Below are 14,250 nucleotides of genomic sequence, written 5' to 3'. Positions count from 1 at the left end.
CACCTGATCCCATCCCGAACTCAGCAGTGAAACGATGCATCGCCGATGGTAGTGTGGGGTTTCCCCATGTGAGAGTAGGTCATCGTCAAGATTCAAACCCAAAGCCCCTGTCTGCGCTGCAGACAGGGGCTTTGTCTTTTCCGGGTACCAATAACCGTTAGAACTGATAGCTGACCGTGGCGCTGACGTTGCGCTCTTCACCCATGTAGCAGTAGTTCAGGCTGGCACAGGAAGTGATGTAGCTTTCGTTGGTAAGGTTGTTGGCGTTAAGGCGCACATCCACACCCTTGAGCCCGACCTTGCCCAGGTCATAGCCGATCGAGGCGTCGAACAAGGTGTAGGAAGGCACCTTCATGCTGTTTTCCGCATCCACCCAGCTGTACCCCACATACCGCATGCCACCGCCCAATCGCAGGCCATCCAGGGGCCCCTGGTGGATGTTGTAGTCGGCCCACAGCGAGAACATCTGCTTCGGCGCCTGGGTTGGTGAATTGCCTTTGTTGTCCAGGTTGCCCGACACCAGGCTCGGCATCGCCTTGGCGTACTCGATGTCGGTAAAGGTATAGCCACCCAACAGCTTCAAGCTGTCGGTCAGTTGCACATGCGCCTCCAGCTCCAGCCCCTGGGAACGTACTTTACCTACAGGGCGATAGAAGTCTTCGTCAGGCTGCTTGGACGCCAGGTTCTCTTGCTCGATACGGAATACCGATGCGGTAAACAAGTTGTCGCTGCCTGGTGGCTGGTACTTGATGCCAGCCTCCCATTGCGTGCCCTCCGTCGGTGCCAGCGGACGGCCTTCCTGGTCGGACACGGTGTTGGGGTTGAACGACTCCGAGTAGCTGACATAGGGTGCAATGCCGTTCTCGAACAGGTAGAGCACCCCGGCCCGGGTAGTCATTTTGGAGCGCTGATCGCTGACCTTGGTATCGCTGTCGCGATTCTCTTCAGACACCTTCACCCAGTCCTGGCGCAGCCCCAAAGAAAAGCGCCACTGGTCCAGCTCTACCAAGTCTTGCAGGTACACGCCAGTTTGCTGCAAACGCCGCAGGTAGCGGTTCTCGCCCAGCACCTGAAGGTTGCCATTGCCATACTGCGGGTTCCCGGCATCCAACGGGTCGACGGTGCCATAACGCCAAGTCACGTCAGCCTTGCGCCGCTGGTAGTCGGTGCCCAGCAGCAGGGTGTGTTTGGCAGCACCCGTGAAGAATTCCGCCTGCAGCATGTTGTCGATGATGTACGAATGCAGGCGCTCGTCGCCGCCGGTGTAGGCACGGTTGAGAATGTTGCTGTCGGCGTCCGCCCAACCGGCCGAATACACCTGGTCCATGGATACGTCGGAATCCTGGTAGCGGAAGTTCTGCCGTGCGGTGAGCACATCGTTGAAACGGTGCTCGAACTGGTAGCTGAAGGACTGCTGTGTGCGCTCGTAGTTGTCGATACCCGGCTCACCCTCGAAGAAGTGGTCTGACAGGCGCAAGCCGTTGCGCTTGTGCAGCATGCCGTCTGCAGGGTTGCCGCCGTGGTAACCACCGTTAGGGTCGTGCTGCAGATACGCTTGCAGCGTGAGCGACGTGTCTTCGGTGAAGTCGATGCTGATCGCCGGTGCAATGGCGTAGCGTTCTTCCTTGCTGTGGTCGAACTGTGTGTCGGAAGCATCCGCCAGGCCTGTCAGTCGATAAGCGATACGCTTGTCATCGTCCACAGGGCCGCTGAAATCAAAACCCGTCCCCCGCTGGCCCTGGGTACCAACCGTGGCCTGAACCTGATGGTAGGGAGTAAACAGTGGCTTCTTGGTGGTCAGGGCTACCAGGCCACCCGGTGAGCTTCGCCCGTAAAGTACCGAAGATGGCCCCTTGAGAATGTCTATGCGCTCAAGGAAGTACGGGTCCACCTGCATGGTGCTGTAGGTGCCGTTGTCGCCCATGGACTTGAGCCCATCGACATAGATGTTATCCACAGAGCCGTCGTTGAAGCCGCGCATGGCCACGTAGTCGTAACGGTGGGTCGCACCGTAAGGATTAGTCAGTACCCCTGGCGTGTAACGCATGGCCTGGGAAACGGTCTGCGAGCCTTGATCATCCATCTGTTGGCGGGTAACCACTGACACCGATTGCGAGGTCTCGACCAACGGCATGCTGGTTTTGGTCGCCACCTGGCTGTGCGTGGCGTTGTAGCCCTCCATGCTGCCCAGTGCATTGCCGAGGGTGAAGCTACGGATATCAGTGTCGGGCAATGACAGTGCGGCGTCCTGGCGCTGTGCCTGCAGCACATAGCTACGTCCGTCCTGGCTGACGGCCTCCAGGCCGCTGCCATTGAGCAATTGGCGCAGCGCCTGATCGTTAGCGTACTGCCCCTGTAGGCCCCTGGACTGCAGGCCATCGGTAAGCTGAGGTGTACTCGACAGGGTAATGCCGGCCTGGCGAGCGAACTGATTGAGCACCTCAGCGAGCTGGCCGGCCGGGATTGCGTAGTGATGACTCACTTGGGCCGTTTCAGCTGCTATGGAAAGCTGCGAAGCGGTTGCCAGGCCCAAGGCGGTCCCAAACAGGGCAGCCCGGATGGCTTGGCGTAAGCGTACCGATTGCAGGGCAGGTCGAAGATCATTTGGTTGGAACGTGTGCATTAACACCGGGTTGATAGACATGAAGGGTCCGTTGAAGGGTTGAGGGCAGAAGGGGTCGCTTACTGTCCTAGCCGGACCGGGATTCAAAACCCGCCAGAAATCGATAAGGCCTTATCAGGCCAGGCGCTCTACACGTACCCACCAGCGTGTACGTTGACGAAGCTTTACGGGCAGCGTCTGCGGCAGCAACTGCAGCAGTTGCTCCGGGTCTTCGAGACGGAACACCCCCGACAGGCGCAGATCGGCAACCTCTTCGCTGCAGCCCAGATAACCATGACGATAACGGCTGACCTGCGCGAGGAAGTCGGCCAAGCGCATGTCCTGGGTCACGATCAGCCCTTCGGCCCAAGCCATCGCATCCATGTCCATGTGTGCGAGCCGGTGCGCGCCTTGAGCATCCAGCCGCCAGTTCTGGCCGCTTTCGATCCACAGCAGCTGGCCATTGCCAGGTCGATGAATCGCGACTTTGCCGTGGCTGACGCTGACGCGCGTACAGTCGCTGTCCTGGTAGGCCACAAAGCGCCCTTCGAAGCCTTCCAGCAGCGCGTCACGTGTTTGTACCAGCAAGGAATGCCGAGAGCCGCAGGTGATCATCAGCTCCCCGTGCTTCAGGCGGACCAGACGCTGTTGGTCACTGAAGGCCAGGTCCACTGCACTGTGGGTATTGAGTTGCATCAGTGAGCCATCGGGCAGCGTGAAAGCGCGTCGCTCGCCCGTGCCGGTGGCATAGTCCGAGGCCCATGCACTGACGGCATCGATGTCTTTGGCCAGCCATGTTGCCGACCCCGCCATGACAACGCCGCCAAGCAGCTTCAGCGCCTGCCGCCTGTGCAGGCGTTGCTGGCTGGTTTCCAGGGTTTGCAACGCCAGCCCGGCACCGGGTATGGCACGCAAGTCGAGGTCTTGATACAGGTGTGCAAGCCGTTGCCAGGCTTGCTCGTGTTCGAGCCGAGCATTGCGCCATTGTGCGCATTCTGATTGTAGAGCCGGGTCATGCCCGCTTTCACGAAGCCGTAGCATCCACTGGATGGCCTGCTTGACCACTTTTGCATCAGGGCGCGCGGCGGCCATCGCTTCAGCACTCGTCTTCGTAGCGCAGCACGTAGCAGTGGTAGAGCGCATCGGCTATGTAGCGTTCTACCGTGCGGACGGAGATTCCCATCTGTTCGGCGATGGCCTGGTGCTTCAGCCCCTCGCATTGGGCCAGCAGGAAGGCGCGTCGTACCTTGGGTTTGAGGCCATCGAGCATGCGTGCAATGCGCTCAAGCAACTCCAGCAGCAGCTCGCGGGTTTCTGCAGAGGGGGCCTGCGCTTCCGGTACATGGGCCAGCGCCTCCAGGTAGGCCCTGTGCAGTTCCTCGCGGCGCCAGTGATCGATTACCAGCCCGCGCGCTACTGTGCGCAAGAAGGCCCTGGGAGCATTCAGCTGCAACTGCTCACGGCGCTGCAGCAGGCGTACGAAGGTGTCCTGGGCCAGGTCTGCGGCATCGGCGGCGTTGCCTAGCTTGCCGCGCAACCAGGTGTGCAACCAGCCATGGTGGTCACTATAGAGCGTTTGCACGCAGTCGTTGCTGGGCATGGAGGAGGGCGCCGGCATCAATGGACATGAATGATAATTAGTCTCATTGTTGGCGGGGCAGGATCAATTTGCAACCCATCAGCTCGCGTCGCCCCTGAAGCCGGCGACGGATTAACGCCCTAACTGCGTATCCAGGTAATTACGGATTACCCGTGCGCCATTATTGAGGTGCTGTTCCAGCACTGCTACCGCCTCATCCACCAGCTTGTCACTGGCCGCATCCACCAGTGCGTTGTGATCATCCTGGGTGAGCTTGCCCAAGCCCATGGACGAAAGATGAAAACGCAGGAAGCGTTCTTCTTCGTTCAGTTCGTTCTCGATCAGGCGCAGCAGTTTTTTATTTGGCGCCTTGCTGTACAGCGACATGTGGAACAGGCGGTTCAGGCGGCCGATTTCGGCATGGCGGGTTTCGTTTTCCAGCAGTTGGATATACCCACGGGCGCTGGCGATGTCGCTGGCATCCAGCAGCGGGATGGACTGGCGCAGTGCCTCGCTCTCAAGCAGTACACGAAGGGCATAGGTGTCCACCGCATCTTCGCCGATCAACGGCGCAACCACCGCACCTTTGTGCATTTCCACTTTCAGCAGCGATTGTGCTTCCAGCTGGCGCAGGGCCTCGCGCACGGGCATGCGGCTGACGCCGAACAAGGTGGCGAGTTCTTGCTGGCGCACGGCAGTACCTGGCGGCAAGCGGCCATCGAGAATGGCACTACGCAGGCGTTCTTCGATCACGCCACGGGCCTGGTGCGGCAACAGCTGCTCGCTGGCCAGCACATTGCTCAATTTGATTTTCTCGGCCACGCGACGTCTGCCTCAACGATGACTAAAGTTGGATCCAATGACACTAGTTACAGCCCATGGGAATTGTCAAACCTGCACCTGTAATGGAACGGGCGCCCCAAAAGCGCGGCTATGGTGGATGAAGTCGCCTGCCAAAGGAAGCGGCCTATAGAAGGATATAAACAGAAAGTGTAGGCGGGCTGACAAGCGGGTGCATGATTGCAGCGTGCCATTGTCTTTTGTTGTGGCAGGGCCCACCATCGCTGCTTTCGACTGGTCTGAACAGGGCTTCGCAGTGGCGATATCCTGGGTGCTCAAAACCGTTGTGCGATGTGTCGGCTTTGCCGCGCTGCTGGGCAGTCTGCTGCTGGGCGGCTTGCACGCGGATTGGGATTTTTCCCAGATCAGCCGCAAGTCACAGGCCCTGTATGGCCCCTTGGGGGCCGGGAAGGGGCGCATCGATGCCTGGCAGAACCTGATGGCTACCCAGAAGCAGGGGAGCGAGCTTGAGCGGTTGCAAGTGGTCAACCGCTTCTTCAACCAGCAATTGCGCTATGTCGAAGACATCGACCTCTGGCATGAGGTCGATTACTGGGCCACACCGGTGCAGGCCTTGATCAAGGGCGCCGGGGACTGCGAAGACTACGCCATCGCCAAATATTTCAGCCTGCGGCGCATGGGCATCCCCAGCGAAAAACTGCGCATCACCTACGTAAAGGCGTTGCGGCAGAACCGGGCACATATGGTGCTGACCTATTATTCAAGCCCACAGGCCCAGCCTTTGGTGCTCGATAGCCTGATGGACGCCATCAAGCCGGCCAGCCAGCGTACCGACCTGTTGCCGGTATACGCCTTCAATGGCGAGGGGTTGTGGCTGACGGGGGCCGCGGGCAACAAGAAGGTCGGCGATACCAAGCGGCTGTCACGCTGGCAGGATTTGCTGAAAAAAATGCAGGCCGAAGGGTTCCCGGCCGAGCCTGTTTACTGAAGGAGCACAGATGTCACTGTTCAAACAATTGCTGTTGGCCATTTGCCTGTTCCTGGTGGTCGCCTTCAGTGGCAGTTTCATGGTCAGCCTGGAAAGCTCGCGCAGCCAGTACGTCAACCAGCTGCGCTCGCATGCCCAGGATGCCGCGACCGCACTGGCGCTGTCACTGACGCCTAATATCGACGACCCGGCGATGGTCGAGCTGATGGTCAGTTCGATCTTCGACAGTGGTTACTACTCCAGCATCAAGGTCGTCGACCTGGGTTCCAATGCCGTGCTGGTGGAGCGCCACGCCGAGCCGGACCCTGGCGGTGTACCGCGCTGGTTCGTGCACCTGATCGGCCTGGAGGCAGCCGGCGGGGACGCCATCGTCAGCCGTGGCTGGCAGCAGGCCGCGCGCGTTGAAGTGATCAGCCACCCGATGTTCGCCATTGCCAAGCTCTGGCAAAGCGCCTTGGGCAGCCTGGGCTGGCTGCTGCTGTGCGGTGCCGCCAGTGCCGTGCTCGGCGCCTTGCTGCTGCGCCGCCAGTTGCGGCCGCTGGACTACATGGTCGAGCAATCCCACGCCATTGCCCGTCGCGAATTCCTAAGCCTGCCCGAGTTGCCGCGTACACCGGAGTTGCGCCGCGTGGTGCAGGCAATGAACCAGATGGTCGAGAAGCTCAAGGCCTTGTTCACCGAGCAGGCCGAGCGCAGCGAGCGGCTGCGTGCCGAGTCGTACCAGGACAGCTTGACCGGCTTGTCCAACCGCCGCTATTTCGAGATGCAACTGAACACCCGGGTGAGCAACCTGGAAGAAGCGCGCGCGGGTTACCTGCTGTTGCTGCGCGTTCAAGGCCTGGCGGGTTTGAACGCCCGACTGGGTGGCCAGCGCACCGACCAGTTGCTGCAAGCTGTGGGTGAGCAGTTGCGCCGTACCTGTGCCAGTTTCCCGGAAACCAACGACCTGATTTCCCGCAGCCGTGGCGGCGAGTTTGCCGTGCTGGCGCCGGGCATGGTGCATGAGGAAGCGGTACACCTAGCCCAGGCACTGGAGGCGACGCTGCAGAGCCTGCACGAGACCGGCGCCAGTGATATCGACCCGGTTGCCTGCATCGGCCTTGCGCCGTTCAGCCCCGGTGATGCACCACAGGCGTTGCTCAAGCTTGCCGACGAAGCCCTGGCCCGTGCCGAAAACCAGCCGACGCCAGGCTGGGTGTGCCTTGAACAAGGCGTGGCTGCCGTTGCGGCGGACAGCCAGCACGACTGGCATGAGCGGCTTGACCAAGCCTTTATCAACGGGCATTTCGAACTGTTCTTCCAGCCTGTGGTGGACTCCGGCACGGCACAACGGGTGCTGCACCACAAAGTGATTTCGCGCTTGAAGGATGGCCAGGGCGAGGCGTTGCCCGCGGGCCGCTTCCTGCCCTGGCTGGAACGCTTTGGCTGGATGCCACGGCTGGATGTGCTGGTGCTGGAGAAAGTGCTGGCGCACTTGCGTGGGCATGACCAGGCGCTGGCGCTGAACCTGTCGGCCGCCACGCTGGCCGACCCTAAGGCCCTGCAGCGCGTCTTCGAGCTGCTGGGCCAGAACACGGCCATGGGGCCTCGGCTGGTGTTTGAAATTGGTGAGGAGCAGTTGCCTGAGCAGGCTGCCCTGGAACACCTGACCCGGCGCCTGCACGCGCTTGGCTTTGGTCTGGCACTGCAGCGCTTCGGCGGCCGCTTCAGCATGATCGGCAACCTGGCGCACCTGGGCCTGGCGTATCTGAAAATTGATGGCAGCTATATCCGCAACATCGACCAAGAGCAGCACAAACGCCTGTTCATCGAAGCGATCCAGCGCGCGGCACACAGCATCGATCTGCCGTTGATTGCCGAGCGGGTCGAGACGGAAGGGGAGCGGCTGGTGTTGAAGGAGATGGGTGTAGGCGGGATTCAGGGGCAGCTGGTTGGCGAACCTGCGCCCTGGCGCTGAATTATTGTGTGTTGGCTGTCCTGGCCTCATCGCCGGCAAGCCAGCTCCCACAAGTACTGCGGCGACCTCAAGGCTAGTGCAGTACCTGTGGGAGCTGGCTTGCCGGCGATAGGGCCAGAAGGGCCACTATCAAGCAGTGGCCAGGATCATCACCGCTCGCGCAATGCTTCCGAACGCGCTTTCATGATCGGCTTGAGCAGGTAGCTCATGATGGTCTTCTTGCCGGTCATGATATCCACCGTGGCCACCATCCCCGGAATGATCAGCAGCGGTTTCTCGTCAGTCCCCAGGTGGCTGCGATCGGTACGCAGCTTGATCAGGTAATACGTGGTCTTCTTGTCTTCATCGGTGATGGTGTCCGCACCGATCTGTTCCAGCTTGGCCTTGAGCCCACCGTAGATGGTGTAGTCATAGGCGGTGAACTTCACCGTCGCTTCCTGGCCTGGGTGCAGGAAGGCGATGTCCTTGGGCAGGATTTTCGCTTCGATGACCAGCGTGTCGTCCAGTGGCACGATCTCGATGATATCGCTGCCTGGCTGAATTACCCCGCCAATGGTGTTCACCAGCAGCTGCTTGACGATACCGCGCACCGGTGAAGTGACCATGGTGCGGTGTACCCGGTCGTCCAGTGCCTTGCTGGTGGCGGTCGCCTTGTTCAGCTCGGTGCGTGCCTCGTTCAGCTGGGTCAATGCTTCGCTGCGGAACTTGCCACGGGTTTCTTCGATCTTGCTCTGCACCTCGCGGATGGCGGCCTCGGCACGCGGGATGGCCAGTGCGGTGGAGTCAAGCTGGCCGCGGTTTTCAACTTCGGCACGGCGCAGGCGCAGCACTTCTACCTGGGAAATCGCACCGGTGGCCACCAGCGGTTCGGACATGCCGATTTCCTTGCGCAGCAGCTCAAGGCTGTTGGCGTACTGGGCACGTTTGGAGCTGTATTCACGCAGTTCCTGCTGGCGCTGGACCAGCTGCTGCTGCAGGCCGCCAATTTCGTCCTGCAGTTGCTGGCGCCGGCTCTGGTACAGCGACTCTTCACTGGCTGCCTGGCTGGGTGCGGCTTTGCGCAGTGCTTCGTCGATCTTGAGCGGGCTGTCCTGAACTTCCGCACTCAGCCGTTCGACCCGCAGGGCCATGGCCAGGCGATCTGCCTCGGTTTCACCGACGTTGGACGCGAAACGGGTTTCGTCCAGGCGCAGCAGTGGCTGGCCCACTTCTACGATCTGCCCTTCCTTGGCGAAAATCTCGGCGACGATGCCGCCTTCCAGGTTCTGGATCTTCTGCACCTTGGAAGACGGGATAGCCTTGCCTTCGCCCCGCGTGACCTCATCGATGGGTGCAACGCTGGCCCATACGATCATGAACACGAAGAACAGAATAACGCCCCAGATGGTCAGCCGTACCACCCTTGGCGCATCCTCGATCAGGGCTTTGTTCACCTCTGGCAGCGGCTGGCCGCCCAGTGAGTCGGAGCCCTTGAAATAGCGCCGCAGGCCATCCTTGAATTGCCCCATATCCAGCTTATGCAACACTGATCTGCCCCTTCTTCAGCGCATCCATGACCGCGGCTTTCGGGCCGTCGGCGACTATCTGTCCGCGATCGATCACGATCAGTCGGTCTACCAGCGACAGCAGCGAGGCACGGTGCGTGACCAACAGCACCGTCTTGCCCTCCACCACGGCTTGCAGGCGCTGTTTGAGGCGTTCTTCGCCCGTGTTGTCCATGGCGCTGGTCGGCTCATCCAGCAGCAGGAGCTGCGGGTTGAGCAGCAGCGCACGCCCCAGGGCAACGTTCTGCCGCTGGCCGCCGGACAGGTTCTGCCCACGCTCCCCCACTTGCAGCTCGTAGCCGTCCGGGTGCAGGCGGGCGAATTCATGCACGCCTGCCAGCTCGGCAGCTTGCAGGATCAGTTCGTCCTCGATGTAGCGGGCACCGCTGACCAGGTTGTCGCGCAGCGTGCCAGCCAGCAGCTGGATGTCCTGCGGTACATAGCCGATGTTGTGGCGCAGTTCGCTGACGTCGATCTGGCGAATGTCCACACCATCGACCAGCAACGAGCCGCCATTGGCCTCGTACAGGCCAACGATGAGCTTGGCCAGCGAGCTCTTGCCCGAACCGCTGCGGCCAATGATGCCGACCTTCTCGCCGGGGCGGATGGTCAGGTTGATGTTCTTCAGGGCCAGGTTTTGCTGGTTGGGGTAGGTGAAATCGACCCCGCGGAACTCGACGCTACCCTGCAGCACCTTGCGGCTCAGTGGGCGCTCTTCGAAGTTGCGCTCTTGCGGCAGCTCCATCATGTGGTCGGTGGAAACCATGGTCACCTTGGCCTGCTGGTAGCGGGCGAGCAAACCGTTCAGCTGGCCCAGTGGGCCAAGCGCGCGGCCGCTGAGCATGTAGCAGGCCACCAGGCCACCCATGCTCAGGTTGCCATCGATGATCAGGTACACGCCGACGCAGATCATCGCCACGCCCGCCAGTTGCTGGATCAGCAGGGTGATGTTCATCGCCAGGCTGGACAGCACCTTCACCCTCAGCTCCAGGCGGCTGAGCGTACCGAGGGTCTGCTCCCACATGTACTGGCGTTCGCTTTCGGCGTTGTTGACCTTCACCGCGTCCAGGCCGGCCAGGGTCTCGATCAGGCTGGACTGGCGCTCCGAGGCCAGGGCCATCGTCCGCTCCATGGTCGCCATCAGCGGCCGCTGCAGGGCGTAACCGATGCCCAGGGCCAGCGGGAAGGCAATGACCGGGATCCATACAAGGTGCCCGCCAATGATGGCGATGACGACCAGGATCAGGATGGTGAAAGGCAGGTCGATCAGGCTGGTAAGCGTCAGCGACGCGAGGAAGTCGCGCAGCCCCTGGAACTCGTGAATGTTCTGGGCAAAGCTGCCCACCCGTGCCGGCCGGTACTTCATCGACATGCCGACGATGCGTTCGAACAGCGTTGCTGAAATGATCAGGTCGGTTTTCTTGCCGGCAAGGTCCAGGCACAGGCCGCGCAGGCCTTTGAGGATCAGGTCGAAGATGTAGGCGCCGGCGATGCCGACGGCCAGCACCCAAAGTGTCGACGTAGCCTGGTTAGGTACCACGCGGTCATACACGTTCATCACGAACAACGGCGCGGCCAAGGCGATCAGATTGATCACCAGGCTGGCGGCGATGGCATCGATATAAAGCCACTTGCTGCGTAGCAACGTGTCGCGGAACCACGACTTCGCGCGTGGGATCAGGTTGCCGTGATTGACGTCGAACTTGTGTTGCGGCTGGGCAAAGAACACCCGGCCGCTGTAGTCGCTTTGCAGGGCTTCGCGGCTGACATGCACCTCACCGCCGTCGCTCTCGCTGAGCAGCAGGCGTGCGGTATCTTCATTTTCCCAGCCCAGCAGGACGGCGCTGCGGCCTTCCTTGAGCAGCAACATGGCCGGCATCGCGATGCTCGGTATCTGCTCCAGCTTGCGTTGCAGCAGGCGCCCTTGCAGGCCCGCCCGAGCGGCGGCGCGGGGCAGCAGCTCGGGGCTCAGGCGCTGGGCGGGCAGCGGCAGGCCCGTGGTCAGCATGACCCGGCTGGCGGGTTTCTGGTGCAGGACACACAGGCTCAGCAGACTATCCAGCAAGGGATCGTCATGCTGACTGCGTGGATCGTGGCTGAGTTGGACTCGACTGACTTCAGATTCCACGCGGCGCTCTCTTCATCCTTGTGGTGGGTGGGGTGGGTGTGCCGCCGTTCAGGTCTGTCGGCTCACCCTGACGTTCAATGGTGCTGCGAGGCAGCTGGCCAATGGTCGCCTTGAATCGATACTGAGTAAACAATTCTACGTCGTTATTGCTACTGCATAGACGCTGCCATGCGGTGACTGTTTCATTTCTGATCCTGTTCGGGATCCGTTTCATGTGCAGCATAGCCTGCCATCAAGACAACGCCGTGTGGGTGAATGATCGGCTCGCGGGCTTGTCAGTAAACAGGCGCTGATTTGTTGACGTTTTAAAGCGGACAGATCATTAAAATTCATCGCACGAAGTGCGTTTGCACGTTGAACCGTGGTTCTGTAATCACCGATGGTTTGCCATCATTCCCATGCCAGTATTCGCGTGCGGGTTCGCTATCTGTTTGATCTGCGGTAAATCGTTGTTGGTGGCCTCGGTCAGTAGCAGGCTTTGGTTGGCGAGGGCATGAGTGCAGCCCTGATTCTGCCTGGGTTTCAAACCCTTTTCCGGCCGACTTCAGGCAAGGTTTGTGCTTGTAATCGCGCACGGGCCTGGGGCAACTGGAGTGACCAGAATGTTGACGCCAACGACCTTGACGGTAGCCGATGGACGGTGCTTCTAACGTGTGTAACGGCATCTGCCCGTATGTGGAAAAGGCTGCTGAACTTAATGGCCAGCGCATTTTCGATGATGTACGACATTTGTCCTCGGCAAACGGTTGGCTAAGGTACAAATATCAATGTGACATTACATTGCCGATTGTTTAGGATGGCCTGTATAAGGTCAATACTTTGGCAGTATTGCGGTTTCAAAAAGTTATAGACGGAATATTGACGCAATAAAGCGTCAAGAGAACATCGACATAAGTTCCGCCTGAAGTGGCTTGCAGTGCCGCTCTGGCAGGGAAGTACCCATCGGGTCACACGGAGAGTCCAATGAGCAGCGTTGTAGCCATCGTCAAAAGCATTGTCGGCCAGGTTATTGCGGTATCCCCAGAGGGCATTCGTCGTGTGCTCATCGAGGGGGACCGCCTGTTGGCAGGTGAGGAAGTGCTCACTGGTCCAGGCGGTGCGGTGACTCTGGAACTGGCCGATGGCCGTCTGCTTGACCTGGGCCGTGACAGCCAGTGGAGCGCCGATACGCCTGACAGCAGCACCGACCTGAGCCAGGCGACCGCACAGGCCGCGCCGTCGGTGGAAGAGTTGCAGCAGGCGATCGCTGCAGGTGTCGACCCGACTACCGAGCTTGAAGCTACCGCAGCCGGTCCATCGGCCGCAGGCGGTGGTGGCGCGCTGGGTGGTGGTCACAGCTTCGTGATGCTCGAAGAAACGGCGGGCCGGGTTGACCCCACAGTTGGATTCCCCACTGAAGGGCTGGGCTTTGCAGCCACGCTGGACAGTGAAGAAGTCGGCCTGCTGGGTGACCCCAACAACAACCTGGTGACCACGCCGACGACGGACACCAACGTCGCTACCGACCTGATCCTTGGCGCCACTCCTTCCATCAGCGAAGCGGGTGGCGTAATTGTTTATACCGCCACGGTTGGACAGGCACCGACTACCAACCTGGTCATTACCCTGTCCAATGGCGCCGTGATCGTCATTCCGGCCGGGCAGACCAGCGGTAGTGTCAATGTCGTGGTCCCGGCGAACGATACACCGTATATCGACGGCGGGCAGATCTCGGCGACCGTCACCGGTGCTACCGGTGGCGGCGGTTTGACGGTGACATTGCCGCAAACGCCGGCGGTTACCCAAGTGACCGATACCATCGATACGACCACTGCGACACTGACTGCTTCGCCAAGCGTTACTGAAGGTGGCGTCATCACCTACACCGTGACCCTGAGCAACCCTGCCCAGACGCCGGTAACCGTGACCCTGTCCAATGGGCAGGTCATCACCATCGAGGCAGGCAAGACCCAGGGCAGCATCGACTTCCAGACCCCGGCGAACGACGTCTACAACAACGGCTCGACTGTCAGCGTCACGATTACTGGTGCCACCGGTGGCAACTTCGAGCAACTGACGCCTAATCCTGCACCGGCTGAGACGGTAATCAGTGACTCGGTGGATACCACGACTGCCACTCTGACCGCATCGCCAAGCGTGACTGAAGGGGGTGTGATCACCTACACCGTGACTTTGAGCAATCCTGCTCAAACACCGGTGACCATTACACTGTCCAACGGCCAGACCATTACCGTTGAAGCCGGCAAGACTCAGGGTAGCGTTGATTTCCAGACTCCGGCGAACGATGTCTACAACAACGGTTCGACCGTCAGCGTCACCATTGAAGGCGCTACTGGCGGTAACTTCGAGCAACTGACGCCGAACCCGACCCCGGCTCAGACCACGATCAACGATTCGGTTGATAACACCACCGCGACCCTGACTGCTTCGCCAAGCGTCACCGAAGGTGGCGTGATCACCTACACCGTGACCCTGAGCAATCCTGCTCAAACACCGGTGACCATCACCCTGTCCAACGGCCAGACCATCACCGTTGAGGCCGGCAAGACCCAGGGCAGTGTCGACTTCCAGACTCCGGCGAACGATGTCTACAACAACGGTTCGACCGTTAGCGTCACCATCGAGAACGCCACTGGCGGCAACTTCGAGCA

9 protein-coding genes and 1 rRNA gene are annotated in these 14,250 nt (G+C 60.5%); 4 read left to right on the top strand and 6 right to left on the bottom strand.

The annotated features are described in order from the left end of the window. Positions 1-91, top strand: a 5S ribosomal RNA gene (gene rrf, locus N436_RS28280); the annotation flags it as partial. 66 nt (positions 92-157) lie between these two features. Here the strand turns inward: rrf and N436_RS28275 are convergent. From N436_RS28275 to N436_RS28260, 4 genes are all read right to left on the bottom strand, one after another. Continuing rightward, entirely contained in the window at positions 158-2,623 is a 2,466-nt protein-coding gene (locus N436_RS28275) for a TonB-dependent siderophore receptor (RefSeq protein ID WP_110742492.1), read from the bottom strand. A gap of 114 nt (positions 2,624-2,737) precedes the next feature. Next, positions 2,738-3,694, bottom strand: a complete 957-nt coding sequence (locus N436_RS28270) for a FecR domain-containing protein (RefSeq protein ID WP_110742490.1) — start codon at positions 3,692-3,694, stop codon at positions 2,738-2,740. Positions 3,695-3,698: 4 nt separating this feature from the next. After that, positions 3,699-4,202 carry a sigma-70 family RNA polymerase sigma factor gene (locus N436_RS28265; protein WP_110742491.1) on the bottom strand — a complete coding sequence of 168 codons (504 nt, stop codon included), beginning with the start codon at positions 4,200-4,202 and terminating at the stop codon, positions 3,699-3,701. A gap of 111 nt (positions 4,203-4,313) precedes the next feature. After that, the gene (locus N436_RS28260; protein WP_105948833.1) at positions 4,314-5,003 is read right to left on the bottom strand and encodes a GntR family transcriptional regulator; all 690 of its coding nucleotides are present in this window, start codon (positions 5,001-5,003) and stop codon (positions 4,314-4,316) included. A 205-nt stretch (positions 5,004-5,208) separates the two neighbouring features. Between N436_RS28260 and lapG the strand changes: the two genes are divergently transcribed. Together lapG and lapD are read left to right on the top strand one after the other, a co-directional pair. Then, complete coding sequence (gene lapG, locus N436_RS28255) at positions 5,209-5,970, top strand: cysteine protease LapG (RefSeq protein WP_177337141.1); 762 nt, start codon at positions 5,209-5,211, stop codon at positions 5,968-5,970. A gap of 10 nt (positions 5,971-5,980) precedes the next feature. Beyond that, entirely contained in the window at positions 5,981-7,927 is a 1,947-nt protein-coding gene (gene lapD / locus N436_RS28250; RefSeq protein WP_110742489.1) for a cyclic di-GMP receptor LapD, read from the top strand. 149 nt (positions 7,928-8,076) lie between these two features. On the opposite strand, the gene N436_RS28245 is transcribed toward lapD, so the two are convergent. Next, on the bottom strand, positions 8,077-9,435 hold the full coding sequence (locus N436_RS28245) for an HlyD family type I secretion periplasmic adaptor subunit (protein WP_156868235.1): 1,359 nt from the start codon (positions 9,433-9,435) through the stop codon (positions 8,077-8,079). Positions 9,436-9,442: 7 nt separating this feature from the next. Next, a complete protein-coding gene (locus N436_RS28240) occupies positions 9,443-11,599 on the bottom strand; it encodes a type I secretion system permease/ATPase (protein WP_016714386.1) in 2,157 nt (718 codons plus the stop codon). Positions 11,600-12,562: 963 nt separating this feature from the next. Between N436_RS28240 and N436_RS28235 the strand changes: the two genes are divergently transcribed. Beyond that, positions 12,563-14,250, top strand: a 1,688-nt coding sequence (locus tag N436_RS28235; protein ID WP_146232461.1) for a retention module-containing protein, incomplete at its 3' end; no start/stop codon positions are given.

The sequence above is a fragment of the Pseudomonas sp. RV120224-01b genome, from assembly GCF_003208145.1.
GTDB lineage: Bacteria > Pseudomonadota > Gammaproteobacteria > Pseudomonadales > Pseudomonadaceae > Aquipseudomonas > Aquipseudomonas monteilii.
This window is presented reverse-complemented; position numbering and strand designations above follow the sequence as displayed.